Below are 18,364 nucleotides of genomic sequence, written 5' to 3' on the forward strand. Positions count from 1 at the left end.
GGTGCTCATGCAATTGTAGCCAGCGCTTCAACTAGAAGCATGATCTTTGCTGGTTTAACTTCAAGCGCTAGATTAGCTATGCATGGGCTTCTCCCAAGCTCCTTTGGTATTGACACCAGCTTGATCCGCCAATGCTTCAAGCGCACGAGTTTCATCAAACGATAATTTAAGCGCTATGGCTGCTGCCGCATCCTCGACATGCTTGAGTTTGGTCACGCCAATAATAGGTAGCGTACCTTTGGCGATGGCCCACGCAATAGCGATTTGTGCTACTGAGGCGTTTTTAGTTGCTCCGATTTCTCGCATTCTATCGGTCAACTTTTGAAGCTGCGGTAAAGCTTCGTTGTAGGTCGCGGCTCGGCCACTGCCTTCCGGGAGCGGGTGATTGGCATCGTATTTGCCCGATAGCGCACCTTGTTCAAGCACTAAATAGGCAAAGAACGTGATGTTATTTTGCTTGCAGTAGTCCAGAATGCCGGCATGCTCGGAGGAGCGATACAACAGACTGTAATGGTTTTGTATTGCCGAGATTTCAAACCCAGCTTGCTTTAGCGTGTTGTTGACTAGTTGGATTTCTGCTAAATTGTGATTGGATACTCCCACGCGCTTGATCGTGCCACTTTGCAGCAGCGGCACAAGGTAGTGCGTCCATTCGTTGATCTGGGTCGGGTTATGAATCCAGTACAGGTCGATGATTTCGGTACCTAGTCGTTTGCAACTTTGTTCCAATAAATCGGCAACTGGATTATCGGCGTTCTTGCTGGCCAATTGAGGCGTGAATTTAGTGGACAATATTAATTCATCGCGTCGGCTTGATTTGATGAATTCGCCCAAAATTGTCTCGGACGCTCCCATGCCATAGACCGCGGCAGTGTCCCACAGGACTAATCCTTTTTTTGTGGCTAGGTCGAAAATTGGACGCAGGATGCCTGCATCGAGGTAGTTGCCAAATACTTGATCGCCACCAGCAAAGCCGGTGCCCCATGACCATGTTCCGAGTGCGATTTTGGGTAAGGTTTTCATGATTGCTCCTTCGATATTTCGCTTGCCACTGTTCATATCAGATGTGTTTTGAAAAATTTTTCGATGTGATCGAATGGAATTTTTTCTACTTGATCGTATAGGTCAACGTGGTCTGCCTCTGGCACGATGAATAATTCTTTGGATTGTCCAGCCAAGCGATAAATATCTTCCGAATAGTAGCGCGAATGGGCATTTTCTCCAGCAATTAACAGAATTGGTCGCGGTGCAATCATCGCGATTTGGGACATCATGGGAAACGCGAAAAAGGACATCGACGTTGTGGCAGTCCAGGCTGTAGTGGAGTTGATCGAACGTGGGTGAAAACCGCGCGTCGTCTTGTAGTACATGAAGAATGCAGCCATTACTGGATTGGCGTTGATGGGCAAGGGATCGGGAAGTAGTTTGTCGCTTTTGATTAATTGACCCTGCTCATCGAACGGGATTTCGTGCAGGCCTGTCGCAAAGTTGCCTTGTGCCGCATCGTTCCAGCGTTGCTGACTTAGGTAGTCAATGATCTGATGTCGTTGATCTAATGTGTAACTGTCGTGATAGCCGCGGCTGATGCTGCGCGACATGTCGTACATCGATGCGGTGGCGACGGCTTTGATGCGGGAATCGCTGGTCGCTGCTGTTAGCGCCATACCCGAGAGGCCGCAGATCGCCATTGCGCCTATTCGGTTGCGGTCTACGTGGGGCAATAAGCCGATGTAATCCACCGCTGCGCTGAAGTCTTCTGTATGGATATCGGGCGAGGCGACATTGCGCACATCGCCCCCACTTTCTCCAGTGAAGGATGAGTCGAATGCCAAAGTAATGAATCCGCGTTCAGCCAGAGTTTGCGCGTATAGTCCAGACGATTGCTCTTTTACCGCGCCAAATGGCCCGCCTAGCACTAACGCTGCCGATGATTGGTGCTCTTGTTGCAGCGACTTTGGTTGATACAAATCACCCACCAAGGTAATACCGTAGCGATTTTTAAACTGCACTTTGCTGTGGGTTACGTTGTCGTTTTTTGGGAATACTTTGTCCCAAGTTTGCGCGTCTTTCATAGCGTTTCCTTTGATTGGTGGTGTGTGCGGTGCCGCATGGACATCAGCAAGCTCTATAACGCTCGCTATGCCGGTAGCAAATGTGGCGTGTAAAAAAGTTCGGCGGTCCATAGTTTTCTTCCGTCGCTTTTCGTCGAATCAAATTAGGCATTGAATCGGACTAGCACTTAAGGTGTTGCGAATAACATTTCCCAATTCAGCATGGGGCCCAATGGAATGATTTCCCAGCCAATTAAATCGACTTTGGCTAACGGAAATTCCATTAATTTGGCCCGTGCCGCATCGACCGAATCGGCTTCGGCAATGATGGCAACGCCGACGCGATCTTGGCGGAAATATATGTCGCGGATGAAGCCAGATTTATACAGCTCCCATCCGTGACGTACTTCGTTGTGTAAGTGCGGGCTGTACTGCTCCAACGTGGCGTTTGGATTGGGTATGTCGAGGCAAAGCAATTTCATGGTGATTAGTCCTTGTCGTTAAAAAAATACTCGAAAAATGATGCGTCGAAGGCGGATTAACTGCCTGTGTTTTGTACTGTCGGAGCACTCAGTAAAGTGTGCAAGGCTGCTTTAAAGCCGGCCAATTTTTCGGCACCAGCGCCCATCGCCTCGAAAAAGGCAACTGGTTTGGCATACGTCATACCGACGTAAAGGGCACTGGCCTTCATCGGCGTTAGGACTTCATCGATATTGCTATGAATTAACCCATCGGCGGAATAGGTGTGGGCAGTAGCACCGGTTGAGACCACCACTTGCATTTGCTTACCTTGCAAAGCGTTGCCGTCGCGGCCAAAGGCCCAACCGTAGCCCCATACTTGGTTGAGGTAGGCTTTGAGCATTGGTGTCAGGTTGAACCAATGAATAGGGAATAAATACACCACGCGCCCTACGCCGTCATGTGCACGCTGCTCGGCGGCGACGTTGAAAGCTTGAGTATCATGGCCATACAGGGTTTCCAAATTGCGCACTTGGACATTAGGTAGTGACTTGGCAGTCTCTTGCAACGCCTTAATAACAAGGGATTGTTCAGGGTAAGGGTGGGAGACAATGACAAGGGTTTTCATGTTGTTTCCTTTTCGGTGACGAGTTTAAGCGGCTTGGATAAATCCATGTAAGCCTGCGATGAAATGATTATGGGCTGCTTCATTGTTGAAGAAAATGAGCTATCGGGTTTAAAATCTCACAACTTTAAGTTGTTAATCATGTTCTTGTCGTTAAGCCAAAGGAGCTTGTTAAATGGACTCTTCGCAGCGTGTGCGCGCCATACTTTCGTTTGTTCAGGCCGCCGATGCGGGCAGTTTTGCAGCCGGGGCCCGCGCGTTAGGAATTTCGTCCGCAGCCGTCGGGAAAAATATCGCGGGACTAGAGAAATCGCTGGGTGTTCGTCTAATGAACCGCACCACACGTAGTTTGAAATTGACTGACGAGGGCGAAGCTTTTTTGCGTCAAGCGCGGGTCGCTCTAGAGGCGCTTGATTTGGCGGTAGATGCGGTAATTTCGCAGCGCGCAGCACCAACTGGCTCGGTGCGCATTTCCACCAGCGCAGGCTTCGGCAGAGAGCAGCTCGCTCCTTTGTTACCGAACTTATTGATTAAGTATCCTGGATTGGCGGTGGAAGTGGATTTCGATGACCGCGTAATTGACCTAATCCATGATGGTTATGACATCGCCTTACGCGGCGGACGCGTTGCCGACTCGTCACTGATATCGCGCACAGTCTGTCAATTCCGCCTGGTGTTGGTCGCATCTCCATCGTATTTACAGACTTTTGGTATTCCTCGCAAACCAGATGAATTGATGAAGCACCGGTTGTTGACCCGACGTTTTCTAGGTGGCAGGATATCGCCTTGGAATTTCTTGGCCGATGACGCAAGCCTTACAACGCTCAATACAGATTCCGCCGTCATGACTATGTCATCACCGGAAACTCTGACCCAAATGGCGGTCGCTGGTGCAGGGATTGCGGAGGTGGGCGTGCATCACGCTTGGAAATACTTGCGTACCGGCGAATTGAAGCTGCTTTTATTGAGTTCCCATCACCCCGGCAGCTTTGAAATGACGCTTCAATATCCACATCGTGCTTTGGTAGCGCCGCGTGTGCGGGTGACGATTGATTATCTGCTGGAAGCCTTTGCCAACATGCACGAACTGCACGTGCCACTATCTGAGTTGAGTCCTTATCAGGCGTAATCGAGCCCGTATTTATCACTTCGTCTGCCTTGGTTAATAAAAAAGCGGCAACTTTACCCCTCTATTCAGGCGCTGGTCGTAATCGATTGCTTTTTATAATGAAAATTGCGCTATTGGGCACAGGGTTCGGTTGCCATGTTGCGCCGTCTTGAATTAGCCGGGCTTGCGCGCCTCAGCTCGCCGTTAATTCGTGTGAATTTGATTGGGTTTTACTGGATGTTGAATGGATGCATCACTTGTTTGACTTGAATTAAGTCAAATCATGTCTACGCTTAAGATTTTTCCGTGGCATTAACAGGCAATCACCGAGGAAATATATGTCGATACTTGGAAAGCTGAACTTGGCAGAGACGCTGATGCGCAACGGCTGGGTATCGCATTCAATTAATGTTCTTAACGAATTGGATGTTACGCAGTTATCTGAGCTTGAAATAGAACGTCGCTTATCTATTTTTAAATTTTCCGAAACTGCCTCGGCCAATCTCTCTACGACGGATTACCCGATTTCCATCTTTGGTGATCGAATACTAAGTTCCTTACATTTTCGAGAGTTGCCAGATCGCGAGCTGAAAAAGCAAGCATTTAAACAAGGCGTTGATTACATTGATATAGAAACCTCGTCGCAATGCAATCGCAAATGTCACTACTGCACTAACTCAACGCTAGACCGCATTAGCGACAATAAATTTTTGGATGTTTCTGTCCTAGAAAATATCCTCAAAGAGTTAGCCGAAATCGATTACGACAAAGAACTGCATTTTGTGGGTTATAACGAGCCGCTAATGCACCGCGAATCGATTGTGAATGTCGTTCGGATCGCATCGAAAATTCTACCGAATGCAAAAATAGTGATATTCACCAATGGCGACTATTTAGATTACGACTACTTAAATGAATTAATCGATGCTGGCGTTGATAGGCTAAACATTTCCGTGCACTTGGCTCCTGGTGCCGCGTATAACAGCGAAGAAATCATCGATAGAATTTTTAAACTATCCACCAAGCTGCGGGTGACGCCAGTGCTCAAGCAGTTTGTGAAGAAGCGCGAAATCTATTTTTCGCTACTCGGCTCAGCGATCGAATTGGAGATATTTCAACGCGATTATTCCAATGTGGGACACGATAGAGGTGGGCTGTTAGATGTGCAAATTAAGAAAACCAGAACAGCCGCCTGTACCAGTCCACTGAAACAATTCATTGTGGGATACACCGGCACGATTTTGCCTTGTTGTGCCTTAGTCGGCGACGATCCGCGCCATAACACATGTATCGTTGGCGATGCGTTCAAAGAAAGCATTTTCGATATTTATGCGGGGAAAAAATATATTGAATGGCGCAAAGGCTTGGCTAATTTAAAACCAAAAGAGGGCGCCTGCAAATACTGTAATGCTGAATGCGACACGCCCGATAATACCGATCCTAATCGTTACCAAATCATTGATTTTGCCTTATCTAAAATGGGTGCATAAATTGGTTTTCAATCAGAAATCGGCTGAGTTAACGCTCGGCGTTTGTGGCTGATTTGATGGCCTTCCCATTAAAACTAGGTAAATTTTAGTTATTTGTTCATCCTCGCGATTCTTGATTGAACCTCGCCCCTCGTTTCCGTCTCGTCCTGCGCTCATTGCGCAATAAAACTCGTGTTGAGCTATTGGGTAGCAAGCACAGCTTGCCTTAGATACTCGCCATTTTTGTTATTTTTTTCAAAATTGTATTTAACAAAAAATCGACACCAAATGAAACTAGCGCCAAAACTTGGCTAGCGATTTGCGCTGCGTTTCCATGAGTTGTGAGCGATTTCGACCTGATAACTGGGCAACTAGGTGCCGTTTAGCGACGAAAAAGCGCAAAGTCGGATAAAATATTGGGTTATGCGTTACCGATAAAAAGGAGTGTTTTTCCTTTTGGTACTGATTGTAAAAATATTTTTTAATGGTGCGGATTCGTTGTGGTTGACTACGCAGATTGGAATTAGAAGCTTCGTTGGCAGAAAGCATGTTTGTTTTCTGCCAAAATTTTAACTACTCATTATGCGAGTTGTGCAGTGACTTACAGCGTTAAAGAAATTTTTTATACCTTGCAGGGCGAAGGCAATCATGCTGGGCGTCCTGCCGTGTTTTGTCGTTTTGCTGGGTGCAATTTGTGGTCGGGCAGGGAAGCGGATCGGGCGACGGCGGTTTGCCAGTTTTGTGACACCGATTTTGTTGGCACAGATGGCGAACTGGGCGGAAAGTTTAAACAAGCGCACGAACTCGCCGCCACCATTAATGGCTTGTGGCCAAGCTCGTATCTCGATTCCAAGTACGTCGTGTTTACGGGCGGCGAACCATTGATGCAGTTGGATGCGGCGTTGATCGATGCGATGCATGCGGTGGGATTTGAAATCGCCATTGAGACCAACGGCACCATCGCCGTTCCAGAGGGCGTTGATTGGGTCTGTGTAAGCCCCAAAATGGGCGCCGAATTGGTTGTCCTCCAAGGCGATGAATTAAAAGTCGTTATTCCTCAACTTGGTCAGCCATTAGATCAGTATGCCGAACTCGACTTTACACATTTTTTTGTACAGGCCATGGATGGGCCTTTGCAGGCGGAAAACATTCGTAAGGCGATCGCGTATTGTAAAAATAATCCGCGCTGGAAGTTAAGTATTCAAACCCACAAGCTTTTACAAATTCCCTAAAACAGCGCAGCAAGCCAATTGACTTGCGCAAATTGAAAGCAACAATTCGCGGTTCTTTCTGCGGCGAATTGACCGAATTAATTAGTCGTACCCAGTTACTTATTAAGGCAACACAACATGCTTACCATTACCCGCAAAATGGAATTCGATTCAGGTCATCGGATTCCCGACCACAACAGCCAATGCCGCAATTTACATGGGCATCGCTATACCTTGCTCATTACTTTGGTGGGGGAAGTGGTAAAGCAAGACGGCGTGTCGGATAACGGCATGATTATGGATTTTTCCGACATTAAAGCCCTAGCCAACGAACATTTGGTTAATGTTTGGGATCATGCTTTTATCGTGTACGAAAAAGACGCGGTGGTAAAAGACTTTTTGAAATCGTTGCCCGGCCACAAAACAGTCGTCATTGATCGTGTGCCGACGGTAGAAAATTTAGCCCAAATCGCCTTCGATATTCTTAAAGGTGTGTACCACAATCGTTACGGTCGCAGCTTAGCCTTGCAAAAAGTCACCTTGTACGAAACACCCAACTGCTGGGCAGAAATCAACGATGCCAGCATCCACGATTAATACGGCTTTCGCGTCGCAAGCAGAATCGGATGCGCACTTTATGCGGCTAGCGTTAGCGCAGGCCGATTTGGCGGCGCAACGCGGGGAAATCCCCGTTGGCGCGGTGTTAGTCAAAGATGGGCAAGTGATTGCCACCGGTTTTAATCATCCAATCGGTTTGCACGACCCAAGCGCACACGCGGAGATGCAAGCGCTGCGTGCGGCGGGCCTTGAGTTAAACAATTACCGCTTGCCGGGCTGTGAATTATTTGTGACTTTGGAGCCATGTGCGATGTGTGCCGGCGCGATGTTGCATGCGCGCTTGGCGCGGGTAGTGTTTGGCGCGACTGATCCCAAAACGGGTGTCGCAGGTTCGGTCTTAAATTTATTTGAACAGACCCAACTCAATCACCATACCGAATTAACGAGCGGCGTTTTGGCGCAAGAATGCAGTTCGATGTTGAGTCAGTTTTTTGCCCAGCGTCGTTTGCAAAAGAAATCAGAAGCATCGAAATAGCAATTGTCATTCAAGCAGCAATCATTCCTCAACACTTCAACCAAATTAACCGCACCATGCCAACCATTGCCATCGTCGCACCGAGTGGATACGCCCCAGAGCCAGCTAACGTTGCCCGCGCTATCGAACGTTTGCAAGCACGCGGTTGGGCAGTTAAGAATTTCGTCAACCACGCGCACAAGTTTCAACGTTTTGCCGCCGATGATGCCTCGCGTTTGGCGCAGTTGTATCAAGCGGCTGACGATTCGGAGGTGGACGTAATTTTGGCCATGCGCGGCGGGTACGGCATTTCTCGCATTCTGGCTGACATTGATTTTGAGCGTTTGGCGGCTAGCGGCAAGTTGTTTGTTGGCTTTAGCGATTTCACACCCATCCATTTAGGATTGTTGGCAAAAACGGCAACGATTAGCTTTGCTGGCCCGATGGTTTGCGAAGATTTGGGCACGGAAGAATGCCATGAAGCCTCGTTTCAAGGTTTAAAAGAGTGTTTAATCCCCGCGCCTAACAGCCTGCCTTACACGCTCAACATTCCAAGCTTGGGAAATCCAGCAGTCAACGTCAGCGGCACATTTTGGGGCGGAAACTTAGCGATGGTCGCGCATTTGGTTGGCAGCGAATTTATACCGCTAATCGAAGGCGGTATCTTGTTCTTGGAAGATGTGAACGAGATGCCCAATCGAGTTGAACGCATGCTGCTGCAACTGCATCATGCCGGAATCTTGAAGCGCCAAAAAGCCATCGTCTTAGGCCAATTTACCAATTACCGCTTGAGCGATTACGAAAACGGCTACGACTTTAATGCCATGCTCGATTTCATCCGTAGCAAAATTTCAATTCCCATTATTACTGGCTTGCCTTTCGGTCATGTAGCCAATAAAGTGACGCTGCCAGTCGGGGCGCAGGTGAGTTTGGTTAGCGATGCCGAGCAATTTACATTGCAATTTGGTTCCTATCCACATTTGTAAAATTAGTATTAATTCACCGTATTTTTTATTTTTCCTAACCCGATTCGGGTGCGTAGTTGGTTGATTTGATTAGAAAAACGCATCGTTAGAATGGTATAATCGCGGGTTAAATTTTTATCGCAAAAGGTATTACGTGCTCTCTACCGCAAACATCACTATGCAGTTTGGCGCTAAGCCACTGTTTGAAAACATCTCCGTTAAATTTGGCGACGGCAACCGTTATGGTTTGATTGGCGCAAATGGCTGCGGTAAATCCACCTTTATGAAAATCTTGGGCGGCGACTTGGAGCCAAGTTCGGGCAACGTCATGTTAGACGTGGGCGAACGCCTCGGTAAATTAGGTCAAAATCAATTTGGCTACGAAGAAATGCGCGTGCTCGATGTGGTGATGATGGGGCACGTTGAAATGTGGGCGGCAATGACAGAACGCGATGCGATTTACGCTAATCCAGAAGCCACCGATGACGACTACATGCGCGCTGCCGATTTGGAAGCGAAGTTTGCCGAATACGATGGTTACACCGCCGAATCACGCGCCAGTGAATTATTGATGGGCGCGGGGATTGATATTCCTCAGCACCAAGGCCCAATGAGCGAGATCGCACCTGGTTGGAAATTGCGGGTGTTATTGGCGCAGGCGCTGTTCTCTAATCCGGATATTTTGTTGCTCGATGAGCCAACCAATAACTTGGATATCAACACCATTCGTTGGTTGGAAGACGTATTGAATCAGCGTAATTCGACCATGATTATCATTTCGCATGATCGCCATTTCTTGAACCAAGTGTGTACGCACATGGCCGATATGGATTACGGCACGCTCAAAATTTATCCGGGCAATTACGACGAATACATGTTGGCATCGTCCCAAGCCCGTGCTCAACAATTGGCTAACAATGCTAAGGCCAAGGATAAAGTCGCTGAATTGCAAGACTTTGTGCGTCGTTTCTCGGCCAATAAATCCAAAGCGCGTCAAGCAACTTCGCGGGCCAAGCAGATCGATAAAATCAAGATCGAAGACATCAAACCGTCTAGCCGCCAAAACCCGTACATCCGTTTTGAAGGCGAGAAAAAACTCCATCGTTTGGCCGTGGAAGTGCAGGGCATCACCAAAGCCTACGATTACACCTTGTTTAAAAACGTCAATTTCAACGTGGAAGCCGGTGAGCGCATCGCCATCATTGGTGCTAACGGCGTCGGTAAAACCACTCTGTTGCGTTGCATCGTCGGAGCGCCAAGCTTGCAAGCGGATTCTGGTCATGTGAAATGGGCAGAAAACGCCAATCCCGGTTACATGCCACAAGATCCAACCGAAGAATTCGCCAACGGAAAAGTGTTGACCGATTGGATGGGCGACTGGACGCAAGAAGGGGACGACGATCAAGCGGTACGTTCGATTTTGGGCCGCTTATTGTTTAGCGGAGACGAAGTGAAGAAATCCGTGAAAGTCTTATCCGGTGGTGAAAAAGGCCGGATGATGTACGGTAAATTAATGCTCGGTCGGCACAACGTTTTATTGCTCGATGAACCGACCAACCACATGGATATGGAATCGATTGAATCGCTCAATATCGCGTTGGAAAAATATGCCGGCACATTGATTTTTGTATCGCACGATCGTGAATTTGTATCGAGCTTGGCGACACGGATTTTGGAAATCAAGCCGAACGAAATCGTCGATTTCCAAGGTACGTATGAAGAATATCTGAAGAGCCAGGGAATTGAAGCGTAATTAAATTTACTGAGTTCTGATGTAAAGGCGTCCTGACGGGCGCCTTTTTTATTGCCTAAAATTGTGTCGTGATGCGCGGTCGGGCTGAAGTGCGTCAAGCCAAAAACAAAAACACGGTCGGCTTTTTATTAAAGTCTGGCATCTTTCCTTTGGCCAGCAAACCCTTCCAATGCGACACCGGCCAAGTCTGAATCGATTCCGTTTCCAAGGTTAAATCTGTCGCTACACACACCATCGTGGACGGATGGCAGCTCGCGCACATGGCTTCCAATAAGGCCGCGTTTCGGTAGGGCGTTTCAATAAATAATTGCGTTTGTTTGTCTTTGCGCGAACGTTGTTCTAACTCTTGCAAGCGCTTAGTGCGTTGTCCCGCATCGGTGGGCAAATAGCCGTTAAAGGCAAAACTCTGTCCGTTTAGTCCGCTTGCCATCACCGATAGTAATAACGAGGAAGGCCCCACCAATGGGCGCACGACGATGCCATGTTGATGCGCTAAGCGAACCAAGTTTGCGCCCGGATCGGCTACCGCTGGCACGCCCGCTTCGGAGATCAAGCCAACATCGTGGCCCTGTAATAATGGATCGAGCAACGCAGGCAAATCGCTTTCCTTCGTATTGATATTTAATTCGCTGATGCTGATTTCTTGTAGCGGTTTGGCTAGGGCGAAGTTGGCGTTGACCAGTTTTAAATAGGCGCGCGTCGTTTTGGCGTTTTCGGCAACAAAGTAGCCGAGTTGGGCGGTGGTTTTTTGCACTGCAACAGGAATTACGTCGAACAGCGGTTGGTTTGGATGGGCGGTCCCGAGAGTGTTCGGGAGCAAATACAGTGCGCCAGTTTGCATGATGGTGGTCGGCTTGAAAGAAAGCGAAATTATAGTCGTGTTTTATTCTAGAAATTAGCGTAATTGCGGTGGCTAATTGTTGCGGGCGGTGAATTTCTTGTCGAATGTACACAGTTATTTTGTGTGAATTGCCTTTGAACCGCTATCTTTACTAAAAAATTAACAAAAATATATTTGCCTATCAGCATCTAGTCTCCTAAAGTGAATTAGCAGGAAATGTGTCTTATGTTTCGGTTGCTTATTTGTTTAACTTCCCACTGGATGGATCATGCTTAAAGATATCAGCACGATTAGCCCGATTGACGGTACGGTTTTCGTACAACGGCATTGCGCTAGCCCCGCCGAAGTCCAATCGGTATTATCCAAAGCCACTTTTGCACAGCGGCGCTGGCAGCAATTGTCGATTGCCGAGCGCTCTGAACATATTCGGCGCGGTGTGGAGACCTTGATGGAATCCAAAGGCGGCATTGCCGAAGAAATTACCCGCCAAATGGGGCGACCAATCCGCTTTACTCCCGGCGAGCTAAATCTGTTTGAAGAACGCGCCCACCACTTAATCTCGATTGCCGAAAGTGCGCTGGCCGATGTCTTGCCGACGCAAGTCAGCGGAGTACAAAGGCTAATGCGGCGCGAGCCTCATGGCGTGGTGTTCATTATCGCTCCCTGGAATTTCCCGCTGCTCACTTGTGTTAATACCTTAATCACCGCTTTGTTGGCAGGCAATACCGTGATTTTGCGCCATTCCTCGCAAGTTCCCTTGGTTTCAGAACGCTTGGTTCAAGCGTTCCACGATGCAGGAGTGCCCGAAGGCGTTCTGCAATATCTGCACACCACGCATGCCGATACGCGCCTAGTGATGATGGCGCCTGAGGTTAATTACCTGTGTTTTATCGGCAGTAGCAGCAGCGGTTTAATGGTTGAGCAAATTGAATTAGGACGCTGCATTGGCGTTGGGTTGGAGCTTAGTGGCGTTGATCCCGCCTATGTGCGGGCCGATGCTGATCTGGCTAAATCGGTCGATGCGGTGTTGGAAGGCGCGTTTTTTAATTCGGGACAATCGTGTTCGGGCGTGCAGCGGGTTTATGTGCACGAATCCTGTTATCAAAACTTTTTAAATCGCGCCGCTGTGGTAGCGCAAAAATATGTACTGGGTAATCCGCTCGATAAGGCCACTACATTAGGCCCATTGGTGCGCCTAGCCGCCGCTACCACCGCGCGGGAAATCGTGGGGCAGTCGATGAGTATGGGCGCCAAAACGCTACTCGATAACACCAACAATCACTTAGATCAAAGTACTACCTGCTACATGGCACCGCAAATTCTGTATGACGCTGATCACAGCATGGCGATCATGAAGGAAGACAGCTTCGGTCCGGTGGTTGGCGTTATGCCGGTGAAAAGCGATGCCGAAGCGATTGAGTTGATGAACGACAGCGATTACGGCTTAAGTGCTTCGGTGTTCACACAAGACATTAAAGCGGCGATGGCGATTGGTGCACAAGTGCAGACCGGCACTTGGCTGATGAATCGCTGCGATTATCACGACCCGACTTTGGCCTGGAGCGGAGTAAAACAAAGCGGTCGGGGTGTCTCATCGAGTCATCTAGGCTTTGCCCAACTTACCCGAGTCAAGTCGTATCACATGCGGATTTGGTAGGTGAAAAGGATGAATTAGTATCGGCGAACTAGAATCTTTTAACTGAGGATGGCCAATATGAAAAATTTGAAAATAGGTGTTCGTTTAGCGATCGGTTTTGGATCTGTGCTATTGCTGTTAATCACAGTATCACTCACCAGCATCTTTAATTTGCGTGAAGTTGCCGCTAGAACTGACGAGATTGTCAATGATCGCTATGTCAAAATCGACTTAGTCACCAAAATTAAAGATAACGTTAATTTGCAAGCGCGAAATCTGCGTAACGCGATGTTGACCGATTCTGCAGAGCAGAAACAGAAATTTTTGGCCTTAGACCTACAAGCGCAAGATGCTATCAATGCCGATTTTGATCAATTGAAAAAAATGATCAACACCCCAAAAGGTGAGGAACTATATTCGGTAATGTTGAGCACTCGCATGACTTATCGGGACTTCCTTGCGCAACTTCGTCCACTCATCAGCAACGGCGACAAACAAGCGGCCAGCGCACTGCTATTTAACTCTGTTATTCCTCAGCAGAATAAATACTTCGATGCGATCAATGCCATGGACGCTTTCCAGGCAAGTTTAATGAAAAAAAACGGAACTGATTCGCTCGATACCGTGCGCTCAGGAACCTGGGCGGTGATTGTGCTTTCATTGTTCGCCACAGCATTAAGTGCTGTCATTGGTATCTACATCACTCGTTCAATCCGCATCCCAATCCAAAACGCGGTGCGGGTAGCAGAAACGGTCGCGTCCGGTGACCTAACAGCCAACATTACTGTTGATAGCACCGATGAAACCGGTCAGCTTATGCAAGCGCTCAAAAATATGAATAATAGCCTTGAGCAAATCGTGCAGCAAATTCGTACCGGTGCCGATACCATTGCCACTGCGTCACACCAAATCGCCTCGGGCAATCTTGATCTGTCGGCGCGCACAGAGGAGCAAGCAGGTTCTTTGGAAGAAACCGCTTCATCGATGGAGCAAATTACCAGCACAGTTAAACAGAATGCCGATAATGCGCGCCAAGCCAATAAGCTGGCGACGTCCGCTTCGAGCATCGCCACCAACGGCGGCGAAGTGGTCGCCAGAGTGGTTGAGACGATGGGCTCGATCAATACCTCCGCCAAAAAAATTGTCGATATCATTGGCGTCATTGACGGCATTGCATTCCAAACTAATATTTTGGCGTTAAATGCGGCAGTGGAAGCGGCTAGGGCGGGCGAGCAAGGTCGCGGATTTGCGGTGGTGGCGAGTGAAGTACGCAATTTGGCCCAACGTTCGTCCGGGGCGGCTAAAGAGATCAAAGAATTGATTGGCGCTTCCGTTGAGCAAGTCGATGCTGGTGCTCAATTGGTCAACCAAGCCGGAACGACCATGGACGACGTAGTCGCCAGCGTGCGCCGAGTGGCAGACGTGATTACTGAAATTACCATGGCCAGCCAAGAGCAGAATTCCGGCATCGAGCAAATCAATCAAGCCATTACCCAGATGGATAATGTGACACAACAAAATGCCGCGTTGGTCGAGCAAGCGGCAGCGGCTGCGGCGTCCATGCAAGAGCAGGTTGAGCGTTTAGTCGATGTTGTGAGCGGATTCAAGCTCAGTGATATGGGCAGGCCAACCAATGCGCTGATGCTTTCAGCAGCAAACTAACTCAGTACCCGCTTATCTAACTGGGCGCGATACTTTTTCGCGCCATCTTCGCTTGTATTCTAATCATTGCTAATCCTCCTCTTGACTGCAAGGCTGGGCTGGGCTTAGTTCGGTTTCTCTTTGTGCCTAATCGACTCTGCGTTGGGGTTAATTTAGCATTGTTTTGCTATTGGTCATTTTGATGTCATATGGAAAACCTAAGATGCAATGTTAGATTTTTAATTGGTTTTAACTTGGCGTCGTCCATCCATGATCGGTTGGTTTTTGTAAAAAACTAGCTAGCGTTTGGTAAATTGGTTTGCTGGGTAGATTTACGATGCAGCCAAGAGTTGAAATCGTTGTGTTTTAAAAAATAGTAAGCCGCAAATTGATAAAAAAGTGGATAATTGTGCAGCTTGAAAGCATTATTTTCCATTGGGCAATATGCCTCAAAAGACCGATTTCTAAAAAAAGTATCTCATTCGATGGAACATTCCCCATTCAAAGGCCAAGCCTGGCAACGTAATAATTCCGCATCGCACCAACCCAACCGCTGGGATTGGATGGCCTTGCCTATTATTTTGGGTTGTATATTTTTTCTAGCGTTTGGCGCGTCGCAAATGACCTCGCCTTATCAAGTCGGGATGCCCTTAGATATCTCGCTTGATCCTTGGTATTTACCGTATTACTTGCTGCGCACGACCTTGCGCATGATGACGGCTTTATTGTTGTCGTTGATTTTCAGTTTTGTATTTGCTGCCTTAGCGGCGCGTTATCGTTTGGCTGAAAAATTAATGGTGCCAGCGCTGGACATTTTGCAGTCGATTCCGGTGTTGGGATTTTTGACGATTACCGTCACCGGATTTATTGCTTTATTTCCGGGTAGTTTATTGGGTGTGGAATGCGCCGCGATCTTTGCGATTTTTACCTCGCAAGCGTGGAATATGGCCTTTAGTATGTATCAATCGATGCGCACGGTTCCGTCTGATTTGCGCGAAGCAGCGCGGATTTTCCACCTCTCGGCGTGGCAGCGTTTTTGGCGTTTAGAGCTGCCGTTTGCGATGCCAGCGTTGTTGTGGAACATGATGATGTCGATGTCGGGCGGCTGGTTCTTTGTGGTTGCGTGCGAGACCATCACCGTCAACAACCACAATATTCAATTACCCGGAATTGGTTCCTATATCGCCTATGCGATCAATCAAGAAAAGTACTCCGCCATGGGTTGGGCGATTGCTGCGATGTTGATTGGAATTTTGCTCTACGACCAACTCTTGTTCCGCCCGCTGATTGCGTGGGCCAATAAATTCAAGTACGAACAAACGGGCGACCAAGGCGGCCAAGAATCGTGGTTCCTGACCTTATTGCGCCGCACTAACGCCGTGCAGGGTTTAACTGAACGTCTGTTGAATTTCTTCGAGCGCGGCTTGGCACTCTTTAAAAAGAACTACGATGGCACATCCATCATGGCGCGTCCTGAGCGGATTAATCCGACCTTCGAACGCGTGAGCGACGCTATTATCGCCGCCTTAGTCATGTTGGCGATCTGGAAAATCACTACCTATATTCATAGCGCAGTCGGTTGGGGTGAAGTGCTGCGAGTCTTCTGGTACGGCATTTTGACGTTGACCCGCGTGGTGATCATGATTAGTTTGGCGTCCTTGGTTTGGGTGCCGATTGGGGTGTGGATTGGACTTAATCCGAAATATGCCGAGCGCATGCAACCGGTGGCGCAGTTTATGGCGGCTTTCCCAGCTAACTTTATGTTCCCGTTAGTCGTTATCGTGCTGGTCAAATTTCACCTCAACCCCGACATTTGGCTCACGCCCTTAATGGTGTTCGGTACGCAGTGGTACATCTTATTTAACGTGATTGCCGGTGCCAGTATTATTCCAACTGAGTTGGGCTATGCGGCGGACAACTTTGGTTTAAAAGGATGGATGCGTTGGAAGCGGTTCTTGTTGCCAGCCGTTTTCCCAAGCTTTGTCACCGGCGCGATTACCGCATCGGGCGGCTCGTGGAATGCCAGTATTGTTTCTGAATACGTTACTTGGGGACCGAATACGCTGACTGCGACTGGATTAGGCAGCTATATCGCGCAAGTCACCGCAACGGGTGACTTCCCGCGCGTGGCGTTGGGAATTGCGGTGATGTGCGTGTTCGTGACGGCCTGCAACCGCTATATCTGGCGCAAGTTGTATCGCATTGCTGAAGAAAAAATGAGTTTCTAAAAGGTCAAATAAATGAATCAACCATTAATTAATTTAACTGGCGTTGGTAAAAATTTCCGAACCGCTGACGGCTCCGATCGCGTGGTGTTAGAAGACGTGGACTTCACGTTGCAAGATGGTGAAATCGTCGCCTTGCTGGGCAAATCCGGCTCGGGTAAATCGACTTTGTTGCGGATTATGGCCGGACTCCTGCCAGCCGAAAAAGGCCAAGTGACTTATCGCGGCCAGCAATTGTTTGGTCCGGCACGCGGGATTGCAATGGTGTTTCAATCGTTTGCCCTGTTTCCTTGGTTGACCGTGCAACAAAACGTTGAGTTGGGTTTAGAAGCGCAAGGCATACCCAAAGAAGTTCGCGCTGAGCAAGCCGAACAAGCGATTGAAATGATCGGTTTAGCTGGTTTTGAAGGCGCGTTACCGCGCGAATTATCCGGCGGTATGAAGCAACGTGTCGGTATTGCGCGCGCCTTGGTGATGAAGCCCGAAGTGTTGCTAATGGACGAAGCGTTCTCCGCCTTGGACGTATTGACTGCGGAAACTTTGCGTAACGATATGTTGGAGTTGTGGGAAGGCAAAAAGACCCCGATGAAGGGGATCTTGATCGTGTCGCACAATATCGAAGAAGCCGTGATGATGGCTGATCGTATTTTGATTTTCTCTAGCGATCCTGGTCGTGTACGGGCTGAAATCAAAGTGTCGTTGCCACGTGAACGCTCCGAAGATTCACCCGAAGTGCGCGCCTTGATCGACGAGGTGTATACCTTGATGACAGCGCGTCCAACGGCGGCCGAATCCGATGGCAAAGGCGACGCACAGCAACAAGCTTACCGCTTACCGGAAGCCGATATTAGCCAGATGGAAGGCTTATTGGAAATGCTGGCTGACGAACCATTTAATGGTCGCGCCGACTTGCCGAAACTGGCCGAAGAAGCTGGCTTGTCGGATGATGATTTATTCCCCGTGTATGAAGCCTTGCGCCTGATGGGCTTGGTGCATATCGAACACGGTGATATTCATTTAACCGCGGTGGGCCAACGTTATTGCCAAGCCGATCAAGCGTTCCGCAAGCATTTGTTCGGGCAACAATTATTGCAAAACGTACCGCTGGCAGCGCGTATTCACCACAGCTTGAAGATGGAAAAATCAGGCGAAATTCGCAAAGAACCCTTCCTCAATTTACTGGAAGAATTCTTGTCGGCCGAAGAAGCGCAGCAAATGCTGGAAGTGGCGGTGGAGTGGGGCCGTTATGGTGAAATGTATGAATACAATTACCATACCGGTATGTTGAAGTTACCTGACGCGGAATAA

The 18,364-nt window shown here is 48.5% G+C and carries 16 protein-coding genes; 11 read left to right on the forward strand and 5 right to left on the reverse strand.

Annotated features, from left to right (window positions below):
* Positions 1-72: 72 nt before the first annotated feature.
* The 4 genes from E2I14_RS03080 to E2I14_RS03095 all read right to left on the reverse strand — a co-directional run bounded on the left by E2I14_RS03080 (position 73) and on the right by E2I14_RS03095 (position 3,138).
* Positions 73-1,023, reverse strand: coding sequence for an aldo/keto reductase (locus E2I14_RS03080; protein ID WP_133325279.1), 951 nt, complete (start codon positions 1,021-1,023; stop codon positions 73-75).
* A gap of 32 nt (positions 1,024-1,055) precedes the next feature.
* Positions 1,056-2,072, reverse strand: coding sequence for an alpha/beta hydrolase (locus E2I14_RS03085; RefSeq protein WP_206105565.1), 1,017 nt, complete (start codon positions 2,070-2,072; stop codon positions 1,056-1,058).
* Positions 2,073-2,239: 167 nt separating this feature from the next.
* Entirely contained in the window at positions 2,240-2,533 is a 294-nt protein-coding gene (locus tag E2I14_RS03090; protein ID WP_133325281.1) for a superoxide dismutase, read from the reverse strand.
* 56 nt (positions 2,534-2,589) lie between these two features.
* Positions 2,590-3,138 (reverse strand): NAD(P)H-dependent oxidoreductase, encoded by a 549-nt coding sequence (locus tag E2I14_RS03095; RefSeq protein ID WP_133325283.1) that lies wholly within the window; start codon positions 3,136-3,138, stop codon positions 2,590-2,592.
* Between the two features lie 172 nt (positions 3,139-3,310).
* Here E2I14_RS03095 and E2I14_RS03100 point away from each other — a divergent pair, with 172 nt between their 5' ends.
* From E2I14_RS03100 to E2I14_RS03130, 7 genes are all read left to right on the forward strand, one after another.
* The gene (locus tag E2I14_RS03100) at positions 3,311-4,264 is read left to right on the forward strand and encodes a LysR family transcriptional regulator (protein ID WP_133325285.1); all 954 of its coding nucleotides are present in this window, start codon (positions 3,311-3,313) and stop codon (positions 4,262-4,264) included.
* A gap of 317 nt (positions 4,265-4,581) precedes the next feature.
* Positions 4,582-5,733: a radical SAM protein gene (locus tag E2I14_RS03105; protein ID WP_133325287.1), complete on the forward strand. Its 1,152-nt coding sequence runs from the start codon at positions 4,582-4,584 to the stop codon at positions 5,731-5,733.
* 575 nt (positions 5,734-6,308) lie between these two features.
* A complete protein-coding gene (gene queE, locus E2I14_RS03110) occupies positions 6,309-6,944 on the forward strand; it encodes a 7-carboxy-7-deazaguanine synthase (protein ID WP_133325289.1) in 636 nt (211 codons plus the stop codon).
* Positions 6,945-7,061: 117 nt separating this feature from the next.
* Positions 7,062-7,520 carry a 6-carboxytetrahydropterin synthase QueD gene (queD, locus tag E2I14_RS03115; protein WP_133325291.1) on the forward strand — a complete coding sequence of 153 codons (459 nt, stop codon included), beginning with the start codon at positions 7,062-7,064 and terminating at the stop codon, positions 7,518-7,520.
* A complete protein-coding gene (gene tadA, locus E2I14_RS03120; RefSeq protein WP_133325293.1) occupies positions 7,501-8,016 on the forward strand; it encodes a tRNA adenosine(34) deaminase TadA in 516 nt (171 codons plus the stop codon). Before queD ends, tadA begins: the two co-directional genes overlap by 20 nt.
* Positions 7,947-8,981, forward strand: coding sequence for a muramoyltetrapeptide carboxypeptidase (ldcA, locus tag E2I14_RS03125; protein WP_227544566.1), 1,035 nt, complete (start codon positions 7,947-7,949; stop codon positions 8,979-8,981). Before tadA ends, ldcA begins: the two co-directional genes overlap by 70 nt.
* Positions 8,982-9,114: 133 nt before the next feature.
* Positions 9,115-10,713, forward strand: a complete 1,599-nt coding sequence (locus tag E2I14_RS03130) for an ABC-F family ATPase (RefSeq protein ID WP_133325297.1) — start codon at positions 9,115-9,117, stop codon at positions 10,711-10,713.
* A 94-nt stretch (positions 10,714-10,807) separates the two neighbouring features.
* Here E2I14_RS03130 and E2I14_RS03135 read toward each other — a convergent pair whose 3' ends face one another.
* A complete protein-coding gene (locus E2I14_RS03135; protein ID WP_133325299.1) occupies positions 10,808-11,554 on the reverse strand; it encodes an SAM-dependent methyltransferase in 747 nt (248 codons plus the stop codon).
* A gap of 268 nt (positions 11,555-11,822) precedes the next feature.
* On the opposite strand from E2I14_RS03135, the gene E2I14_RS03140 reads away from it, so the two are divergent.
* The 4 genes from E2I14_RS03140 (at position 11,823) to E2I14_RS03155 (ending at position 18,364) form a co-directional block, all read left to right on the forward strand.
* The gene (locus E2I14_RS03140; RefSeq protein ID WP_133325301.1) at positions 11,823-13,211 is read left to right on the forward strand and encodes an aldehyde dehydrogenase family protein; all 1,389 of its coding nucleotides are present in this window, start codon (positions 11,823-11,825) and stop codon (positions 13,209-13,211) included.
* A 57-nt stretch (positions 13,212-13,268) separates the two neighbouring features.
* Positions 13,269-14,852, forward strand: coding sequence for a methyl-accepting chemotaxis protein (locus E2I14_RS03145; protein ID WP_165967735.1), 1,584 nt, complete (start codon positions 13,269-13,271; stop codon positions 14,850-14,852).
* Between the two features lie 464 nt (positions 14,853-15,316).
* The gene (locus E2I14_RS03150; protein WP_133325305.1) at positions 15,317-17,059 is read left to right on the forward strand and encodes an ABC transporter permease; all 1,743 of its coding nucleotides are present in this window, start codon (positions 15,317-15,319) and stop codon (positions 17,057-17,059) included.
* Between the two features lie 12 nt (positions 17,060-17,071).
* On the forward strand, positions 17,072-18,364 hold the full coding sequence (locus tag E2I14_RS03155; protein ID WP_133325307.1) for an ABC transporter ATP-binding protein: 1,293 nt from the start codon (positions 17,072-17,074) through the stop codon (positions 18,362-18,364).

Origin of the sequence: Sapientia aquatica, assembly GCF_004358105.1 — a bacterium.
In the GTDB taxonomy this organism is placed as follows: Bacteria; Pseudomonadota; Gammaproteobacteria; order Burkholderiales; family Burkholderiaceae_D; genus Solimicrobium; species Solimicrobium aquaticum.